20 protein-coding genes are annotated in these 19027 nt (G+C 54.9%); 7 read left to right on the forward strand and 13 right to left on the reverse strand.

What is annotated here, in order from left to right; genetic code table 11:
• The first annotated feature begins 299 nt into the window (after nucleotides 1-299).
• Nucleotides 300-812 carry a hypothetical protein gene (locus tag FJ146_16280; GenBank protein ID MBM4253526.1) on the forward strand — a complete coding sequence of 171 codons (513 nt, stop codon included), beginning with the start codon at nucleotides 300-302 and terminating at the stop codon, nucleotides 810-812.
• 8 nt (nucleotides 813-820) lie between these two features.
• Entirely contained in the window at nucleotides 821-2068 is a 1248-nt protein-coding gene (locus FJ146_16285; protein ID MBM4253527.1) for a hypothetical protein, read from the forward strand.
• Here FJ146_16285 and FJ146_16290 read toward each other — a convergent pair.
• The 10 genes from FJ146_16290 to FJ146_16335 are packed head-to-tail and all read right to left on the reverse strand — an operon-like array spanning nucleotide 2052 to nucleotide 11810.
• Nucleotides 2052-3446 carry a sulfate adenylyltransferase gene (locus tag FJ146_16290; protein MBM4253528.1) on the reverse strand — a complete coding sequence of 465 codons (1395 nt, stop codon included), beginning with the start codon at nucleotides 3444-3446 and terminating at the stop codon, nucleotides 2052-2054. The two genes, FJ146_16285 and FJ146_16290, sit on opposite strands and share 17 nt — an antisense overlap.
• Entirely contained in the window at nucleotides 3446-4357 is a 912-nt protein-coding gene (gene cysD / locus FJ146_16295) for a sulfate adenylyltransferase subunit CysD (GenBank protein MBM4253529.1), read from the reverse strand. Before cysD ends, FJ146_16290 begins: the two co-directional genes overlap by 1 nt.
• The gene (locus FJ146_16300; protein MBM4253530.1) at nucleotides 4341-5141 is read right to left on the reverse strand and encodes a phosphoadenylyl-sulfate reductase; all 801 of its coding nucleotides are present in this window, start codon (nucleotides 5139-5141) and stop codon (nucleotides 4341-4343) included. Before FJ146_16300 ends, cysD begins: the two co-directional genes overlap by 17 nt.
• Nucleotides 5138-6832, reverse strand: coding sequence for an NADPH-dependent assimilatory sulfite reductase hemoprotein subunit (locus FJ146_16305; protein MBM4253531.1), 1695 nt, complete (start codon nucleotides 6830-6832; stop codon nucleotides 5138-5140). Before FJ146_16305 ends, FJ146_16300 begins: the two co-directional genes overlap by 4 nt.
• Before the next feature lie 19 nt (nucleotides 6833-6851).
• On the reverse strand, nucleotides 6852-7448 hold the full coding sequence (locus FJ146_16310) for a bifunctional precorrin-2 dehydrogenase/sirohydrochlorin ferrochelatase (GenBank protein MBM4253532.1): 597 nt from the start codon (nucleotides 7446-7448) through the stop codon (nucleotides 6852-6854).
• The gene (gene cobA, locus FJ146_16315) at nucleotides 7420-8295 is read right to left on the reverse strand and encodes a uroporphyrinogen-III C-methyltransferase (protein ID MBM4253533.1); all 876 of its coding nucleotides are present in this window, start codon (nucleotides 8293-8295) and stop codon (nucleotides 7420-7422) included. Before cobA ends, FJ146_16310 begins: the two co-directional genes overlap by 29 nt.
• Nucleotides 8264-9013, reverse strand: coding sequence for an ATP-binding cassette domain-containing protein (locus FJ146_16320; GenBank protein ID MBM4253534.1), 750 nt, complete (start codon nucleotides 9011-9013; stop codon nucleotides 8264-8266). Before FJ146_16320 ends, cobA begins: the two co-directional genes overlap by 32 nt.
• Nucleotides 9013-9954 carry a sulfate ABC transporter permease gene (locus tag FJ146_16325; protein MBM4253535.1) on the reverse strand — a complete coding sequence of 314 codons (942 nt, stop codon included), beginning with the start codon at nucleotides 9952-9954 and terminating at the stop codon, nucleotides 9013-9015. The genes FJ146_16320 and FJ146_16325 overlap by 1 nt, the downstream gene beginning before the upstream one ends.
• Entirely contained in the window at nucleotides 9951-10820 is an 870-nt protein-coding gene (gene cysT / locus FJ146_16330) for a sulfate ABC transporter permease subunit CysT (protein ID MBM4253536.1), read from the reverse strand. Before cysT ends, FJ146_16325 begins: the two co-directional genes overlap by 4 nt.
• A gap of 12 nt (nucleotides 10821-10832) precedes the next feature.
• Nucleotides 10833-11810 (reverse strand): sulfate ABC transporter substrate-binding protein, encoded by a 978-nt coding sequence (locus FJ146_16335; GenBank protein ID MBM4253537.1) that lies wholly within the window; start codon nucleotides 11808-11810, stop codon nucleotides 10833-10835.
• 470 nt (nucleotides 11811-12280) lie between these two features.
• Here FJ146_16335 and FJ146_16340 point away from each other — a divergent pair, with 470 nt between their 5' ends.
• Nucleotides 12281-13345 carry a hypothetical protein gene (locus FJ146_16340; protein ID MBM4253538.1) on the forward strand — a complete coding sequence of 355 codons (1065 nt, stop codon included), beginning with the start codon at nucleotides 12281-12283 and terminating at the stop codon, nucleotides 13343-13345.
• 116 nt (nucleotides 13346-13461) lie between these two features.
• Nucleotides 13462-14898, forward strand: coding sequence for a sugar porter family MFS transporter (locus FJ146_16345; protein ID MBM4253539.1), 1437 nt, complete (start codon nucleotides 13462-13464; stop codon nucleotides 14896-14898).
• On the opposite strand, the gene FJ146_16350 is transcribed toward FJ146_16345, so the two are convergent.
• Nucleotides 14895-15920 carry a hypothetical protein gene (locus FJ146_16350; GenBank protein ID MBM4253540.1) on the reverse strand — a complete coding sequence of 342 codons (1026 nt, stop codon included), beginning with the start codon at nucleotides 15918-15920 and terminating at the stop codon, nucleotides 14895-14897. The two genes, FJ146_16345 and FJ146_16350, sit on opposite strands and share 4 nt — an antisense overlap.
• A 274-nt stretch (nucleotides 15921-16194) precedes the next feature.
• On the opposite strand from FJ146_16350, the gene FJ146_16355 reads away from it, so the two are divergent.
• Both FJ146_16355 and FJ146_16360 read left to right on the forward strand, forming a co-directional pair.
• A complete protein-coding gene (locus FJ146_16355; protein MBM4253541.1) occupies nucleotides 16195-16875 on the forward strand; it encodes a hypothetical protein in 681 nt (226 codons plus the stop codon).
• 64 nt (nucleotides 16876-16939) lie between these two features.
• Nucleotides 16940-17257: a hypothetical protein gene (locus FJ146_16360; GenBank protein MBM4253542.1), complete on the forward strand. Its 318-nt coding sequence runs from the start codon at nucleotides 16940-16942 to the stop codon at nucleotides 17255-17257.
• On the opposite strand, the gene FJ146_16365 is transcribed toward FJ146_16360, so the two are convergent.
• Together FJ146_16365 and FJ146_16370 are read right to left on the reverse strand one after the other, a co-directional pair.
• On the reverse strand, nucleotides 17238-17633 hold the full coding sequence (locus tag FJ146_16365) for a type II toxin-antitoxin system VapC family toxin (GenBank protein ID MBM4253543.1): 396 nt from the start codon (nucleotides 17631-17633) through the stop codon (nucleotides 17238-17240). The two genes, FJ146_16360 and FJ146_16365, sit on opposite strands and share 20 nt — an antisense overlap.
• Nucleotides 17630-17857 (reverse strand): CopG family transcriptional regulator, encoded by a 228-nt coding sequence (locus FJ146_16370; protein MBM4253544.1) that lies wholly within the window; start codon nucleotides 17855-17857, stop codon nucleotides 17630-17632. The genes FJ146_16365 and FJ146_16370 overlap by 4 nt, the downstream gene beginning before the upstream one ends.
• 531 nt (nucleotides 17858-18388) lie before the next feature.
• Here FJ146_16370 and FJ146_16375 point away from each other — a divergent pair.
• Nucleotides 18389-19027 (forward strand): hypothetical protein (locus tag FJ146_16375; protein MBM4253545.1); only part of this gene is annotated, 639 nt, incomplete at its 3' end.

The raw sequence follows: 19027 nt of genomic DNA on the forward strand, positions 1-19027 counted from the left end.
TTACTACCGCGTTTGCCTGTGGAAGTGATAAGAGCTTCTTCAGGTATGTGTCACTAAGGGCGTGCGTGTGCCATCCACGCCCCATCGGCCGCCAGCAGCCACTTTGTCATTTGCCTGTTAAATCTCTAGCCGCGTGAGGACTAAGTGCAACCTGCGCTGCGCCTAAGTGCCCCATGAAATTCCTTAACTATCAATAAACAAAGATATTTTACCACGCCCCGCGCTGGCCCGCTCCTTGCAATGATTGATCCGACAGGCGTTGTTGCTTACTCGGAGCTATTGCTAATCGGGAGTTGTTTATGAAGCTGATGAAATCTCTAGGGGTAGCTGTTTTGGTCCTTGGTTCGTTTGCGGCCTGCGGTGATACAACTTCAAAGTCAAACGTGGCAAGCGCGACCGATAGCAGCGACTCAGCGTCTTTAATCGATGGTTTCAAGAAAGATTTAGACGTTGGTATCAAGGCGATTGCCTCAAAAAAATATGTCGAGACGGTGAAAGATGCGAGCGACATGGATCCACCTGCCTATACGGCCGAGCGTTTGGTAGTGGGAACTGACGATCGTGGATTTAGTGTTTACGTCAAAGTTAACTTTAGGATGAACGCCTCTCCTGACCGCGTTGTTGATAAGATTACTTACTACACCCCTCTAATTTTGGTGCGTCCGGTCACTTTCGAGATGGCGATCGAGTCGCTCGAACTCAGTCAGGAATCGCTACGTCTAGACGCTACGTGCCCGCTCAAACTAGAGGCCGTTCAGGCTTTGGTTGTCGACGCCTTGGAACGCGCTAACCGTGCGCTCAAGGCTCAGTGAGAGGATGCATGCCGCGGGCTAATCTCGCCATTGCGATATGTGTAAGCCTCACGGCACTCGCCTGTGAGATGCGTACAGGGCTGCGCCGTGCTCCGGCCCAGCCGGAGCCCAGGTCTCCGATTTCGCAGTTGCCGGATACAGCGAGCGATCCCGCTCAGGCACGAGACCAGGCGGGTACCACCGGCAAAGTCCTCACAGTATCCTTGACCGAGGGGCTGAAGATCCCTAGGGTCGTCAAAGCGAATGCGCTTGTAGCGAAGTTTACCAGTAGCGAGCCGGATGCGACCTTTGAGTGTGAACGCGACGGCAACGGTCGCTTTGTCCCGTGCCAGGACGGCGGTGTATACGATTTTGGTCGGCTGATCCACCAGCGCGGCTACAGTCTGAATGTAAGGGCGCGTAGTGCCGATGGACGGCTCAGCCCTGAGCCGCTGGCGATAAGGTTTGCTGTAGACCTAGTTACGGGCGAGCCTCCCTCCGTGCCTCTGACGGTGCCACCCACGACCGCGCCAGAGCTGACCAACCCCGGATCTGCCACCGAATTACCTCCGGTTCTAGTCTCACCGCCGACGGCAGCATCGGGACGGAGTCTGCAGCTCGGCAGTTTCTATGCCGTGCAGGTACCCTTTGATACGCGGGTGATCACTTACGCTACGAGCAAGACTTACAACGGCAGGCTACTGACCATAACCATGCTCCATGCGCCTATTAATACCTTGTTTACCCAAAACAACAGCTGCCAACATCCGTACGAAAAAATTGTCTTCACCTCCGATCAGGTGCCCTACTGCGAGGGCACTCCTAACCTCGAAGAACTATCCCTAAACACCGTGCAGATGCCGCCACTCAACTTCGTCAACCTGGCCCTAAGCGTCAATGGCGGTATTTTGGCTGAGAATCTTCTCTTCGCCGCTTTCGAGCAAGGTAGTGAGCCCATAGCGGAGGGCAACATCAAACTTAATCAATGCCGTCCCGATCTGCCCCAGGGTAGTGTCACGATGCCGCTGATCCCAAAATTCTACGGTGGTCGCGAGCCAGGTCACATCCACTGGTGCCAGTATCAAGACGGCGCTGGCCTTTGGTGGTGGGGCGCCGTCGTCACCAGTTCAATTGGTAGCGGGGACGACGCAGCTGCCACCCTTAAAATATACTATTCCGTGTCTGCGTCCCTCGGCATGATTACCGAAACGCAAGTGGTCGATCGCCTGCAACGTATCGTCCTGCCGCTGCTGCTGCCGATCACCGATGTTCCGTAAGAGCTGGTCGGCGCCTCAGCGATACGTCCCATCCCTGCTCCCGCAGCGAGTCTAAAATTTGCACCTCCAGTGCCGTGAGTCCTAGGCTGCTAAACTGAGATGATTTACTGTGGCGATCGAGATCCTTATCCTGAATCTGGGTAATCATGCCGGCCGCAACGGTGCGGAAGTTCTCTTTATCGACCAGGATAAAGGATCCAGCGCGACGATCATCCCTAAAGGCGCTGACATATAAATCCCTGCTCAATTCTAATGAGACCGTCGCTATGTCGTTGACACTGAGTTCACCCGCCGGGACCGGGGTTAAACTGGCCAGATCAAATTTGTGATCGATCTCGGAGATCTGGGCGCTAGCCCTCTGTGTTCCAGTCCGCAGAAGATAGCTTTTGTCGCGCTCCCATGGCTGATCGTCAAACCAAACTAAGTTTGCTTTAAACCTGCCTGTGGGACGCCACAGGTGATCTTCGGGGGTGATAATATAACCGCGCTCAAGGTCGCGTTCATCACTTAGCGATACGGCGACACTGTCGCCAGTGGTGGCTTCAGTTGTGACGTTGCCATTGCGCCACAGGGCAGCGACGTTGCTAGTAGTTCCCGTAGGTAGTACGCGGACCCTGTCGCCTGGTCTCAGTGAGCCTGATGCAATCGTTCCGAGGGCAATGCGTTTGCCATGGCGCGAGCGGACGACGTGCTGGAGTGGGAGGGTAAACCCAGGTTGGACGTCTAGGTGACGCGCCTTGGCCGCGGCTAGGTCATCGAGTAGCGTGGCTAGAGGAGGTCCATCGTACCAAGGCGTATACGCGCTGCTTTTAGTGACATTGGCACCCGTAAGGGCACTGATCGGTATCACATGCACGCTACAAGATTCTTGATGCCACGAAAGGCTCCGAAAGTCGACGCTGATCTTCTGGATCCGTGCGCGGTCGTAGCCAACTAGGTCGACTTTGTTGATGGCCAAAATGATGTCACTTACGCCTAGTAAGTGCAGGATATAGGCGTGCCGCCGTGTTTGCTCCGTCAGGCCTTGTCTAGCGTCGACCAGGATAATGCCCACATCAGCCGTAGAGGCAGCAGTGACCATGTTACGCGTGTACTGCAGATGTCCTGGAGCATCGGCCAGTATGAACTTAGTCTTGGCCGAAGCAAAATATTTGTAGGCCACATCGATAGTGATGCCTTGCTCACGCTCGGACTTAAGACCATCGGTCACTAGTGACAGATCAGGACCATTGGCGCCTCGCTCGATACTCCGCAGCTGATCATCAAGGATGGCATCCGCCTCATAGAGTAGGCGCCCAATCAAAGTTGACTTACCGTCGTCAACGCTGCCAGCAGTAGTGACGCGGAGTAGGGCCTTTGGCTTTTTAATTGCGCTCATCAGAAGTAACCCTCACGTTTCTTGAGTTCCATGGAAGCGTCTTGATCATGATCAATGATCCGCGTTGATCTCTCTGAGACTCGCGACGCAAATAGCTCGGCAATGATCTGCTCGATGTCAGTGGCCTCGGACGCTACAGCACCCGTACATGGACTGCAGCCTAGAGTTCTAAAACGGCACATGACGGTCTTGACGCTTTCTGATGTACTTAGAGGAGAGTGAGCATCGACGGGAATGAGCTGCGTGCCGCGCACAATGACGGGCCGTGGCACCGCGTAGTAGAGGGGCACGATCGGAATCGCTTCGCGACGTATGTAGTTCCAGATGTCGAATTCTGTCCAGTTTGATAAGGGGAAGACGCGCATATGTTCGCCAGGACGGACGCTGCTATTGTAAAGGTGCCAGAGTTCGGGACGCTGATTCTTCGGATCCCACTGTCCGTGTGCGTCACGGAACGAGAAGATACGCTCTTTGGCGCGAGATCTTTCCTCGTCACGACGAGCTCCGCCGATGGCGGCATCAATCTGATATTTTGCCAGCACGTCGAGTAGGGCTTTGGTCTTTAATAGTCCGCAGCAAGCTTTAGTGCCCAGTTTAAAGGGATTGGTGTCCCGCGCTATCGCATCCTCATTCCTATGGACGATAAGTTCCAGCCCGTATCTCTTGGCGGCCTCATCTCGAAACGTGTACATCTCGGGGAACTTAAATCCCGTATCGACGTGAATCAGCGGAAATGGCACGCGTCCTGGGTAAAAGGCCTTGCTCGCAAGGTGCACTAGGACGCTCGAGTCTTTGCCTACTGAATAGAGAATAGCCGGATGCTCTGCCGTTGCAGCGACTTCGCGGAGAATTTCTATACTCTCCGACTCGAGAGTACTGAGGTAGGTGTCACTATCAGGACTTATGGGCATCTTTAGCCTCCCAGTGTTTTGCCGTTAAGCGCGAAGACCCGTGTAGGCCGCACTCTTTTTTGCTCTCTTGCTCCCACCACCAGCGCCCGGCGCGGATGTCCTCGCCCGGTAACACGGCGCGCGTACACGGCTCACAACCGATGCTGGGAAAGCCCTCGTCATGAAGTCGATTGTAGGGGAGGCGGTGTTTTTTGACGTAATACCACGTATCTTGGAGGGACCAGTGGGCGAGCGGGCTTACCTTGAGTCGCCCCGCGGGATCGAGGTCAAAAACCTGAACCTCTTGCCGCGCCATTGATTGGCCGCGTCTTAGCCCAGTAAACCAGGCCCTTTTACCGGCCAGTGCCCGCTCTAGCGGCAGTATTTTGCGCAGCTGGCAGCACTCCAGACGCCGCTCGACGCTGTCGTAGAAGGCATCAACACCATGGGCCTCCACCCAGCTGGCGACGTCTTGCCTCACCGGTCGCTCGACCCGAATCTTGAGTCCAAATTGCGCGCGCCATCGCTCCATGACGTCGAAGGTTGCCTCCGGTAAACGCCCAGTATCGAGAACCACGACATCGATATGTGCCATCCATGGCATCAGTATGTGTTGTAGGGCCACATCTTCGAGGCCAAAACTACTAGCAAATATCAGTTTATCGACGCCAAGCTTGTCGCTGACGGTTTTATGGTTGAGCGCCGCGACTACGCCCCCCGCAATGGAAGTTGAATCCCAATGGCCGTAATCTTGATTTAGCTTCTGGATATCGGCATGTAAAATCGCCTCAGTTAAGGCACTCATAGTGCAGCACCCAGGCGGTCAAGCCCGTAGCGCACGGAGAAGTCACCGAGGCGTTCCCCGCGCTCCCCTTGTGCGGCCCAAATACTGGCAAGCCGATAGAATAGGCCGCCGATCTCTGCTAATGGCACCTTGTCTTTGATCTTGGTCGCCAGCCTTTGCCCCTCGCTATCGCCACCGAGGAATACAGCGTAGTGTCCGGGCAACTGACCCACCAGGCCTAGTTCTGCCGTGTAAGGGCGCGCACAACCATTAGGGCAGCCGGTGATCCGCACCGTGGGCGCTCGCTCACTAAGATTTAGGCGGTCTAGTACGTCCTGCAAGGCACTGAATACCTCTTGTCCTATGCGCTCACCCTCGGCCAAGGCTTTACTGCAGGTCGGCAGAGCCACACAGGTGAGGGCGCGATCAAAGAGTTGGCGCGGGCTTAAGGGGCTAATGCCGTGCGCATCCAGGTAACTCTCTATCGCGTTTTTGTCGCTAGGCTGGATGCCAAACAAAATAAGATCTTGGTCCGGTGTCATCTGAATGGGTAAGTGGTAGTTTTCGATGATGTGACGTAGAGCCGCTTTGAGTGGCCGATTCGGAGTGTCGACGATACGGCCTGAGAGTAAGTGAAACCCAAGCGTCAGAGTACCGTCACGGTGACTATGCCATCCTAAATAGTTGGGTGTTTGCCACGCTGGTAGTGGGCGGTCCTCAAAGTTGACGCCAGCTCTTTTGGTGACCTCGTCGCGAAACCAAGGCACACCATTTTTATCGAGAAGGTATTTAAGCCGCGCGAAATTGCGGTCCTCCCTATTGCCGTAGTCACGCTGCACGGTGACCACTGCTTCTGTTGTTTGTAAAACTTTAGCGGCAGGTACCCAACCTAGATTGGATGCCAGGCGCGGATGAGTATCGGGATTACTATGGGACATCCCCATGCCGCCACCCACAAAGACGAAATAGCCATCTATGAGGCCACTACGGTCATAGGTTGCGGCCAGGCCTAAATCCTGGGCCAAGATATCGATACTATTGTTGCCCGCGGCCGTGATGCCAATCTTGAACTTGCGTGGCAGGTAGGCTGTGCCGTAGATGGGGTCCGCCTTTTCCTCTGCTACAGCCTGGCCATCTAGAAAAATCTCGAAATAGGCCGAAGAACTCGCCTCGAAATGCTTTGAAATCAAGTCTGTGAGTTTGTCCAGTTGCGCCAGCTTGGGATCACCCCATGGGTTGACTGCTTGCGTAACGTTGCGAACGACGTCGCCGCATGCACCTGTTGTTGTCACCAAGGCGTCGTTTATTTCCTTGATCGTCGCCTTAAGGTTGGACTTCAGGATGCCGTGCAGTTGCAAGCTCTGCCGTGTCGTGAGCCTGAGACCTCCCGATGAGTATTTGTCAGCAATCTCGTCCCAGTTTAGCCACTGCGCTGCCGTGAGGCGACCTCCGGGGATCCGGCCGCGGACCATCAGCGTAAAGGGTTTTCCGCCAGTGCTGGGTTCTCCGGGTTTGCGACGATCGCGGTCTTTTTGCTGGTATATGCCGTGGAATTTAAGCAAGGTCTCAGACACACTGCCGAAGCGAGACTCGTCACTGACGAGATCCGCTGCGAGATTGCCCCGTAGGCCACGGGATTCTACTTTAAGTAGTTCGGCCTTGGTTTTTTCGGTTTTATGTAATTCTGGTTTTGTGATTTCTGTAGTCGTCATTTTTTGTCCTTTTTTCAAGCTAATTAGCTACTGGTTTTGCTTGTCGTCCTAGCCAGGTATCTAGCTGCTCCCGCAGTGCTGCCATCCTTGCCGTCGTTTCTGGAACCACCGACTTGGCACGGTCGCGGAGGCCAGCAAGCTGCTCGATGTCACCGCTGATGGATTCTGGTAGGAGATCGTTGATCCAGATTTTGAGCGCTCTTGCGAGTCCAGGAAAACGTCCGTGCGTTGATATCGCAATGAGTAGTGGGCCTCGCTCGACTTGGGCGCCAAAATAGCAATCGGTAGTGGCTGGTGAGTCGACGGTATTGACCAAGATGCCCAGCGACCTTGCAGCGGCGGCGATTTTTTGATGTTCTTTAAAGTGATCGACCGCTGAGACGACCAGCCGCTGCTCGCGCAGGTCGTCAAGTTGCCAAGAGCGACTGATGACCTGAACGCGCTCATGAGCAGCAGCTAGGTCACGCACTTCATCACTGAGGCTGCGCGCCACCAGGGTGATCTGGGCCTCTGTTGCTAGAAGTTTGTGTAACTTCTCGGCGGCGCTGTTTTTGCCGCCGATTAGCAAAATAGGCTGGTTCTTTAAATCAAGAAAAATGGGCAGTAACGACGCCATGGGCAGTCTCCTTTTGCAGGTGTAACTCGTTTAGGGTGAAACGGTCGTGAGTGGTATCGCCGCTGGGTGCAGCATCCATAAAGGCAACATTGTGACCAAAATAAATGATGGCTGGTCCGTCCGTTTGGCGACGAAACCGCGCCGTTTGCGCCTCTGCCAAAGTCCCTCGTTGAACGACCTGGTGTCCATCGCTGGCAGTTTCAATCATCGCAAATGGTGTCGTCCCGTCCTTGCCGTGAATGACGAGACGCTGGGCGATCTCCTGCCATTTTTCTGAGCCCATAAAGATGATCACCGTGCCGTTGTACCGCGCAAGATCGTGCCAGTAGCCGGCGTCTTGCGGCAGGTGATGGCCCTGGATGGCACGGAATTCATTGCCGGCGCCCCGCATGGTCAACGGCAGCGTGAAGTTGGCAGCAACCGCATTGAGAGCGCTGACGCCCGCTACCACACGGTAGGCGATGCCGGCTTGACGTAGCGCCTCGATCTCCTCGCTGCCCCTGCCAAAGATAAAGGGATCGCCTGCCTTCAGGCGTACGACAGCGAAGCCAAGCCGCGCCCAATGTACTAGTAGTGCGTTGATTTCCTCTTGCTTTAGCGCATGTTGGCCGCAGCGTTTACCCGTGTAAATGGCGATGGCCGACTTCGGTATCAAGGCCAAGACTTGGTCAGCGATCAAGGCATCGTAGAATACGACATCAGCCGCGGCGATGGCTCTCAGAGCCCCGATCGTCAGCTGGTCTAGACCGCTAGAGCTTGAGCCTGCCCCTACCAGGGCCACCTGGCCTGGTTTGCTGTCGCTAGCAGCGCGACGCCTAAACGGAGTAATGTGTGGATAGGGATGCATGAACTGCTCTCCTCTTAAAGTTGGGGGGTAAGATGCGACGATTTAAAATTTCGTGAGGCTTGCCTACCTCCTCAATCTGGCCAGCCTTCATGATGACCACGCGCTCGGATAGTTCCTTGGCCTCATCGTGATCATGGGTGACGAGGACGCAGGTGATCCCTAGGTCTCTCTGTATAGATTTTAGGCGCTGGCGCAGGTCCAGGCGGACCGCAGTGTCGAGCGCGGAAAAGGGCTCATCTAGAAGTAGCAGCTTAGGTTTGATGGCCAGGGCGCGCGCCACGGCTACGCGCTGCTTTTGTCCCCCGGATAATTGATCAGGAAATCGGTGCCCGTGGTCACTGAGGTGCATGGTGTCTAGAAGTTGTGCGACAGTCGCAGCAATTTCTGCGCGACTAGGACGTCGGCTGCGCGGCTGCACAGTGAGTCCAAAGGCTATATTGTCCGCGACGCTCATGTGCCTAAAGAGCGCATAGTTTTGAAAGACGAAGCCAATCTGACGTTTGGCCGCAGGGACCTGGCTCAAATCCTCACCGTTTAGGCTGATGTGACCGCCGGAGGCGGGCTCGAGGCCGGCGATGATGCGTAGCATGGTACTTTTGCCGCATCCGGAGGGACCCAGCAGCGTGAGTAGCTCACCGTCCTGCACATGGAACGAGACGTTGTTTAGGACCTGTTGGTCACCGTAGTGTTTGCTGATGTTATGAGCAGTGAGTGTCATTATCCTCTCCCTTTAGCTGATTGATCGTCCACGTTGATTGCTTGAGGCACAGGGGCGGATATGAGACTGCTGGTGAAGTAGGCCTTGACGCCGAGTGATAGGACGGCAAAAAGCGTGAGGATAGAGGCGACGCTGTAGGCCGCCGTGAAGCCGTACTCGTTGTAGAGGATTTCCACCTGCTGCGGGAGGGTGGTGGTGAGGCCGCGGATATGGCCAGAGATCATGGAGACAGCCCCAAACTCGCCAGCCGCGCGGGCGGCCGCCAGGATGACTCCCTGCACCAGGCTCAGCTTGATGCTGGGTAGGGTCACGCGTCTAAAAATCGACCAGCCACTGGCCCCGAGGGTGGCGGCAGCCTCCTCGGCCTCGGTACCCGCGTCTTCGAGCTGCGGCAGAATCTGTCTCGCTACATAGGGCACGGTGACAAAGAGTGTTGCCAGCACCACTGCGGGGACGGCGTAGACGATGGCGATGTCTATCCCATGAGCGTGGAGTTGCGTTGCTAGCCATCCGCGCTGGCCGTAGAGCAGTATCAGCATAAGACCAGTCACTACAGGCGAAACAGTAAGTGGTAGATCAGTGACGACGAGGAGCCAGGTGCTGCCTTTGACCCGCGTCTTGCTGACGGCCCAGGCAAGGGCCAAGGCGCATGCTGTATTGAGGGGAACCACTAACGCGATAGTAAACAACGTTAGCTTGATTGCTTGCCAGGTTTCAGCTGCGAAAATACTCGTAAGATAGACACCCAATCCGTGACTCAAAGCCGCATTGAAGATGACTAAAACAGGCAGCAACAGGGTCACACCAACCGTCACTGCAGCCAGTCCGATCAGGCTACGACGTAGCAATTGCCCCGAGTGCCTAGCTTGAGCTCTGCGGTCGGCGATAAAAATCTGTGCCGCCATTTCCGGTGTGACTCTAAGGCTCGTATCACTTTTCACTGGAGACCCCCTTTGTAACGACTACCCAACTTCCTCGCGTAGAAGTTGAGGATGAATAAAGTTGCAAGCGACACTGCAAGCATGATGAGGGCGAGAGCTGTGGCCCCTGCGTAATCAAATTGTTCTAATTTGGTGGCAATCATGAGCGGCATGATTTCTGAGTAGGAAGGCAAATTACCGGCAATGAAAATAACTGCTCCGTATTCCCCCAAGGCACGAGCGAATGCCTGCGTAAACCCGGCAACCAGTGCTGGGGTGAGGTGGGGGATGAATAGACGCCAAAATCGCTGCCAGGGTGCGGCACCCAGAGTCACTGCGGCAGCTTCGACTGATGGTTCAAATTGTCGGAGTACCGGCTGTAAGATGCGCGCCTGTAGGGGGAGAGTGACGAATACTTGGGCGACGATGATCCCCAGTGGCGTGTAGGCTACCTGGATGCCGCAAGCGGCGAGAGGCCTGCCTAGCCATGCATGGGGACCACCTTCTGCGTAAAGAGCAGCCAGGGCGAGACCGGCAACAGCTGTGGGCAGTGCCAGTGGTATATCAAGCAGGGCATCGAGGACACGGCGACCAGTAAAGCTGTAGCGCTCTATGACCCAGGCGAGGAGCAATCCCAGCACCGTGGTGATCGCCGCTGCAACTAAACTGGTGCTAACACTCACCCGTATGGCCGCGACTATGCGGGACGACGTGAGTACTTTGACCCATACGTTTGCAGCGACGCCATGGGCTGCGGTGACGAGGGCTACCACAGGGAGCAACACAACCAGGCCTAGATAAAGCGTCGCGCCTAAAGTGGTCGGCACCTGGCCCGGTAGCGCTGGAGCTTGCCTTTTTGCTTCAGATTTGATGGCAATACTGGTCATGACATACTGTCCTTAGCCTTTTAGGCTGCCGCTGCTGAGAAGCTGATCGAAAATACCGTCATCGCTGAAGTGACGTTGCTGCGTGGCTGCTGCGTCGCCAAATACGGCACCCAGGGTAAAGAGTTCCAAGGACGCAAGGGTCGCCTCTGAACTGAAAGCGGAGCGAAAATAATGTTTAGCCGCCAAGCGCTGCCCTGCGACTGTGTAGAAAAAGCGCACATATTCCTCAGCCGCCTGGCGACTACCCTTGACATCGACGGTGCGGTCGATAACCGCAAAGACAGGTTCGGCCTTGATAGAGCGCGGTGGCAGTACAATCTCGAAGGCGCCGGCGCCAAATTCGCGTTGCACCAGATGCGCTTCAGACTCCCAGGTGATCAGCACGTCACCGTGCCCACGAGCGGCAAACGTTGTGGTGGACCCACGCGCTGCGGTATCGAGAATCCGTACGTTTTTGTAAATGGCACGAACAAGATTGCGGGCACTTGCCTCGTCGCCGCCGCTACGGATGAGTTCTGAGCCCCAAGCCGCCAGGTAGTTCCAACGCGCTCCGCCCGATGTTTTAGGGTTTGCTGTTACAACGGTGACGTCGCTTCGAGCCAGATCACGCCAATCGAAGATTTGTTTAGGGTTACCCGAGCGGACAAGAAACACCACGGTGGACGAAAAAGGCGAGCTCTCGCGCGGCAGCTGAGAGCGCCAGTCGGGTCGCAGCAATTTCTTCTGCACCAAAAATTCCATATCCAGAGGAAATGCTAGCGATGCGACATCCGCACGCAGTCCCTCAGCGATAGCTCTGGCCTGGCTGCCCGAGGCTCCGTGGGACTGCAGCACGGTCACTTTGCCACCGTATTTTTTGCGCCAATGCGCCGCAAAGGCCTCATTAATCTCGCGTAGGAGCTCGCGCGTTGGGTCGTACGAGACGTGGAGGAGTTCGGTGACTTGTTTAGGTATGCTGCCGGCGTAGGCTAAATTCGACGCCAGATACATAGCAAACGCCAATAACGAGCGCGATAAGCGCAACAGTTTCATGGAGGAAACTCGCATCATCGATGGACGCTAGGAGTGAGGCTTTAACGGCTAGAACCAGTGTGGACACTGGAACGCTACGTGCCGACTCTAGGGAGTCCGATGGTGAATCAAATTGTTAAGAGAGATTCCGGGTTGTTGTGGGGATCAACAACAACAGCAGAGGCAAGCAGAGAGGCAAAGGGAGGAGGTAGCGGTGCTGGAGATTGCAGTGGGCGCGGCCCACTGAGAGTTGAGACTCTCGCGCTGTGTGAATGCTCTATCCATAAAGCCACTCCGCTAAACGATACATGCTCTTGACAGTGCAAGGCTGACTTAATGCTTGGGTCGTGTCAAGAGAGTTTTTGTTTACGACTGGTGTATGAGTTACAATCAGAGGCAAATTGACATCGCTTCAACGAGACTAGATACCGCAAAATAGGGGTCTTATCATGCGAACGGCCTATGCCACCTGTTGCACGCTTCTGCTCCTAATCAGCTGCGGCCGCGCGACGGAAGAGCGCAAGGAAACCACAACCGGCACTGCTAGCACTGGGACCCCCAGTAACGTGACCGTCGGAACCTTGGCGTTTGAACTGGCCGATGATGCCACAGATGCCATCAACGATGACGCGAGCGGATCGGGAATTGACCTACTTGGGGCGGATGCCCGGTCCTTCACGCGTGCCAAGAACTGCGTGGCTGCCGATGGGAAAGCGGTCGTCGCAGTCACGTTCGCGGGTACGAGCGAGCGCACGGTCAAGCGAGCCAACATCACCGCAACACTAACCATAACCGCGAGTGGCAAAGAAACTAGAACCTGGATGCCGCCAGCTGGCCAAACTTTGGCGTGCAACGCCGCAGGGACCGCTGCCAAGATCACCTGGCAGGATCAATCCCTGACCACCGGTCTGGTGACACAAGTCAGCGTCGATAAGTCCCGGGTTTTTACCCGCTCGGTCAGGACCCCGCGCCGCGCCCTCCAGACAGCTAGCAACGTGAGCATCAAGGGCACCCGGACCATCACCTGGTCGGCGGTGACTGATGCAACTGCTATCGTTCGCAACAAATCCATAGCCGTCGCCGTGACCCGGAGCGGGTCTCGGACGGGCGAGGACGGAGCCAAGGCCACCTTGCAGAGCGAAGTGAAGACCCTGACGGATGCTCCCTTGCTTGTGCGTGTCGAGCGGAGCCTTGCCGATCGGAGTCTTATTCAGAAGACTATTAAATCCGGTACTTTATCATCGACTCAAAGTGACGGCAGTACGGTTCAGACCACCTTTGACTCCCTGGTGTACGATTTCAGTGCCACGAATGAGGACCGCTGCCAGCCGGTATCTGGCAAAATGATTGGCAAAGTTTTCGCTGCCGGGGCCAGCACGCCGGGCAAAACCTTTGTCATCACTTTCGGAGATAACTCAGTGGATTCCGGCACGTCGGTGGCCTTCGACGGAGGTGCAGCTGAGGACTATCCAGAGTACAATGCTAAGGGATGCGATTTGGAGGCAGAAACTTGAACCCGACCGCCATCCGATCAGGCCAAGACGGCAGGGCAAGATTAGGTAAAAAAATCCGCTTCCTAAAACTGTTCTCATGATGGTAAAAGGTCCCCGGGATTTAATCGTAAACCGACATGGGACTAAACACGATCATGGCTTCATTTGCTCCGACCGCGGGTAGATCTATGGTAAATTCAGGCGTTCACCCTAAAGTCGCGATGAAAGGACCGCTCCTTCTGGCAACCTGTGTTGCTGCGTTAGGCGGATTCTTATTTGGATACGACACCGCCGTCATCAACGGTGCCAACCAATTTTTGCGCGCACACTTCGCCCTGGATCCACTGAACGAGGGTTTTGCGGCAGCCAGTGCCGTGCTTGGCTGTATCCCTGGCGCCATGTTCGCCGGCGGGCTGAGTGACCGCTACGGGCGGAAGAAGACGCTGTTCGTCTGCGCGATTCTATTTGCGCTGTCGGGTATATTCTCGGCCGTTCCGGAGAGCTTTTTTCAGTTTTTAGTTGCGCGCTTCATAAGTGGACTTGGCATTGGAGCGGCCTCGATGGTCTGCCCGATTTACATTGCCGAGCTTGCTCCGGAGAACTGGCGGGGCCGCTTGGGTGCCCTCTTTCAGCTCGGGATCGTGACGGGTATCTTCCTTACGCTCTTCATCAATCTCCGGATCCAAGGTGCCGGTGATGCGGCTTGGAACACGAGCACTGGCTGGCGCTGGATGCTGGCGGCCGAGGTCGTCCCGGCGATCTTGCTTCTGGTATTTCTTTTTCCCGCGCCCGAGAGCCCGCGTTGGCTGATCCAGGTCGGGTTGGTCAACGAAGCCCGCAGTATCCTGCAGCGGATCGGTGGGTCTGACCACGCTGAATTTGAGATCAGAGAAGTCGAGAAGGTGATCGCGAATAACAAGAGGTCCAGTACTTTTAAAGACGTCTTCAGCAAGCGTTACCGCCGTCCGCTGACGGTTGCTGTTTTGGTGATGCTATTCCAGCAGTTCTGCGGCATCAACGCTGTGATCTACTATTCGACGAAAATTTTCGCGTCTTCCGGCGCGGATCAAACGGCGGCATTTAACGGGTCGGCGTGGGTCGGCTTGGTGAATCTGCTCTTTACCTTAGTTGCCATTGCCTATGTGGATAAAGCAGGCCGTCGCCCTCTTATGCTCATCGGGACAGCGGTCCAGTCCGTGGCTCTAGCATCGATGGGCTGGATGTTCTACACGGGCCAAAGTGGGCCAGGTCTGTTGATTGGCGTCATTACTTTCATCAGTGCGTTTGCGATGGCGATGGGACCCATCTCTTGGCTCTTCTGTGCCGAAATCTTCCCTGCGCAAGTGCGCGGCCGCGCTATGGCCGTGGCAACATTCAGCAATTGGGCATCCTGCTTTGTCGTCGCGCAGACCTTTCCCATGCTCAACGACAGCCCGAGCGTGGGTCCAGGTCTGACCTTTGGCATCTATGCTGTTTTCAGTCTTATGAGTTTCATCTTCGTATGGAAGATGATGCCAGAGACCAAGGGTAAGACGCTCGAGGAGATCGAAGCGACCTGGAAGGTGCCAGCCTAAGGCGTATCGGGCCCAGTTAGCGCCGCTGCGGCCGCTGCTTGGGCGCTCCGCAGTAGCGACATATCGCGCGATATGGCACCCAGCGCGAGGTTGAGCATGATGCAAATGAACAGCACTTCAAGCCAGCCGGCCGCAATCTCGGTGATACCGAGGGCTCGCAGGTTCTGAGCCGCTACGTCTGTATGCTGCTTTAGCTGCTCGATCTCCTGCTTGTGCTCCGGTGACTGCCAAAACTGATTGACGAAGTCGACCATGAGTGGCCCAGCAATGGGAATCTTGCCAAGCTCTGCCATTTTAGGATCGATCAGGTTGCCCCTGATGTCGCTTAGCGATGCCGCTGCGGCCAACGTTTGGTTGTGGGCGCCTGGTAGTTGCCCAGACAGGGTAATACCAACGCCGGCATAAATGAGGAGACCCAACGCTCCTGCCAATAAATTGGGTAACGGGCGCCCGATCAGAGCAACGGACATGATGATGGCGACGGATGCACCGTAGATGGCGACGTTCCAGGTGTCGAACGTGCTTCCTCCAACTGAAGCTGCTGCCTCGGTGACCCATAGGACTACAACCACAAGGGGTATAGCCAAGGCCGCGCCGAGCCATCCACGGATGTTGCGCGATCCAATTTTGGTCCATAGCAAGACTGATAGGGTACTAGCCAAGGCAACAATCAGCGCGCCGAAGCTTGCCCACCTCAGGACCTTGTCACTCGAGAGCGCCATCCGCGGCGGTAGCTTTGAGTCAATTAGGGCGCGCACCGTCGATGTAACCAGTCCCTCCAGCCCGTTTTCGTGGCCCGTAAGAGTATCGATCATACCGAGCAAGCCACCGATCTCTTTTGCCTCAGAGATGCTGCGCATCCTCGTGGTGAACTCTGCACCCGCCGCCTTGGCAAAGAGCTCGGCCTTGTCGTGAAGGCCCTCGCTCATCACGATCTCGGGCACGTAGGCTAGGTAGACCAGAAGGAAGGTGACTCCCACATGAATCGCTAACCGGCCGATATTGAGCGGGGATATCCTCATAAACTGATCCACTTAATTGTTGGCGTCTAGCTGCAAGAGGCCAGAATTACGAAATAAATTGGAAAATCTGGACTTAAGTTCGTTAGCTCTAATCTAACACCCTAATATACCTAAAAAAAACCGCCTCAACCAACAATTAAGTGGATCAGCTTAATTCAGATTTATCTAAAGTTTGAATACCAGAATGCCGATAAGACCTATGAACTGAATAATAGACGAACGAATCACGCAATAATCTTGGCCCTCGCCGGATGTCACATGGGAGCAAAAAACGATGGCCCGTACGCTACTTATCGGAGCATTTGTGATCTTGGGCGCGGCAGCTGGATGTGGGAAGGATCAGTCGAAGGCCGACAGCACCGCTAAGTCAGCGCTTCCTGCAACGCCGGGAGGTAGCGCATTGAACCAGACTGTCAAAGGCGCCACGTCAGCGCAAGATTTTCAGGGCACCTGGGACTCAGGTTGTGACGCTTCGGGTTTTGCCGACGGTGGGTCGCAGCGCGTTGTCTATCATGTATCGGGGTCAGATGTTTTTAGCACAGTGCAACTCTTCCGCGACGCCAACTGTGACGTGGCAGAAGTGATGACGAAGTCCACCGGCAAAATCACGTTTGGCGCGCCCCGGAAAGATCTGATAGGTGCTCAAGAGGTCGATATCAAGAGGACCGCGGTCCAAGCGACGGTCAGTGCCGCATCCACTATTCAGTCGATGCAGGCCGACCTTGCGGAGGTACCCGACGTCAAATGCCGCGCCGTCTTGGCGGCGCTTAAAGTCGACGTGCCGGTGGATTTTTTGGCCTGCGCACCATCATTGCAGGAATACACCATCTGGAAGATCGAAGATGAGCGCCTTCGTTTGGGTGACTGCGAGAGCGGTCCTGATCTTTGTAAAGCTCCGACAGCCCGAGCTACAGAGTTGCGCTTGGGCGGGAGTTTTAGTCGCAGTGATAAGTGAGGATGCAGCCGCAAGTGATAGCTCTGATTAACGGAGGTACCGAGTCAACTCTGCAGCCACATTCTTGACCTCTGGTGTCGTAGTCACTCGCGACGCGACGGAGACATTAAGCAACAAGACTCTGACCGGAGCGACAATCAAAGGAGCTTCGAGCATAGGTCCCTCCACCACCATCAATACGACTGGTGCTGCAACTACCGGGGCACTCACGGTATCCACTATAGAATCTCAAGGAAACGTCACAGTCCAGGGCAACGGCACTAGCGCCAACAACTTAATTCTGGGTAACAAAGCCAATATAAACTACGTGGCCTTCAAGGTACCTGACAGGCTGGCCTCACAGATGACATGGGAACTCCCATTTACCAAACCTCAATTTTAAGGCCAGGTACGCGCATAAACTCGTCCGTATTGCGAGTGACGACGGTCAGATCATGCGCCAGCGCGACACTAACAATAAGTAAGTCATTACTCCCAATCAGCGTTCCGTTTTTGCTGAGAAGGGCGCGGTTGACGCCATAAAATTCGGCGGCCTTATCATCAAAGGATAGGCTTTCGAAGTTCGCGAAAAAGGCACTCAAACGATGCATATTTTCACTCACACGTTGGCTACGTCGCGCGCCACAAATAAGCTCAGCTTTGACGACACTGCACAGCAAAAAATCCCCAGGCTTACTATCTTTAAATTTTTGTACAACGCCCGGATCGTTGCGATGCAGATAAGCAATACAGATATTGGTATCTAGCAATCGCCTCATGAGTTACCCCAATCCCGTTCCTGTGCCGGCAAATCTTCGATCTCAGGAAAGTCGCCGACCCAGCTTCCAGCTAGTTCAAAGAAACCTGGTGGCCATTCGCTCACACTCACCTCCTTGCGGACGAGTTCGGCGACGAACGCGGACACGCTTTGGCCACGGCGCACAGCCTCCTTACGGATCTTGTCCTCTAAGTCATCAGGGACATAAACGTTGAGCTGAGCCATATTTGCGCCTCCTTGAGACTATAAGTACAAAGAGTATACTCTATATACTTATCGGCTTAAAGAGCGGAAAACTTTATGAACTGATTCACTTAATTATTGGTGTCCATCTACAAGAGTGCGGAATTAGCAGCTAAATTGGAAAATTTGGACCTTAGTTTGGAAGCTCTAATCTAACACCCTGATATCCCACAAAAAAACCTCTTCGACCAACAGTTAAGTGGATCAGCTTACAAATTTGCGACAGCCAGAGCTAAAGAGTTGGGCTTGGGCGGGAGTTTTAGTCGTAGTGCCAAGTGAGGATGCAGCTGCAAGTGATAACTGGCAAGTGTCGTCCGCCGACGCAGATCTCTCGTTTTCTTCCCGCCGTCCCCGCGACCTGCGGTGTAAAAAAACCTGACACTAGGTCCTAACTTCACGTAACTTTGACCCTATAAGTGCTCAATTTTTAAACCTCAAGTTTCACCCTTCGGTTCCGATAACCTAACTTAGCCACACAGAACTGATGTCTACGATGTGGCAGGGCCAGGAACCATGGGCAGAGCAAAGGGAAAACAAGGACTACTACATCGGCGATGCAACGGTCTTGAAGTTGCCTTGCTGATGTTAGGTTTACTTTTTACCCATGAGTCCGTAGCCGCGGCTTCTTACTTTCCTCTCGTCTACGCGGCACGACTGACGAATGCTAACGGTTCGCCTATAGATGGGCCTCTCGACATCGATGTGAGGTTTTACACGGCTGAAACAGGTGGCACTCAACTAGGCCAGAACTACCCTTACACTGGGGTATTTCCCACTAACGGCGTCATAAGTCTTAATATCAATCTCATGTCTTCTCAGGTCGAGGCCATATTTGGCGATGGCTCTGAGCCAGTTTTTATTGAGATCACCGCAGGCGGCAAAACTTATCCGCGCCAGAAGTATAGCTACGTGCCTTTGGCTTTGCGGGTACCAGTTGACGGGAAGACGCTCTCATTTGGTAGCGACGGCACGCTGGGACTGGCCCTGAAATCTCCGCCGGCTGCGAACCAGTTTCTTACAAAAAACTCCAGCGGTGAACTTGTCTGGGGCACTCCCGCCGCGGCAACAGCCAGCAGCATCCAGGGACAAACGGTATCTACTACCGCGCCGCAACCAGGCCAGGTGCTGACCTATAGCGGCACAGAGTGGGTG

This window comes from Deltaproteobacteria bacterium, from assembly GCA_016874735.1.
In the GTDB taxonomy this organism is placed as follows: Bacteria; Bdellovibrionota_B; Oligoflexia; order Oligoflexales; family CAIYRB01; genus CAIYRB01.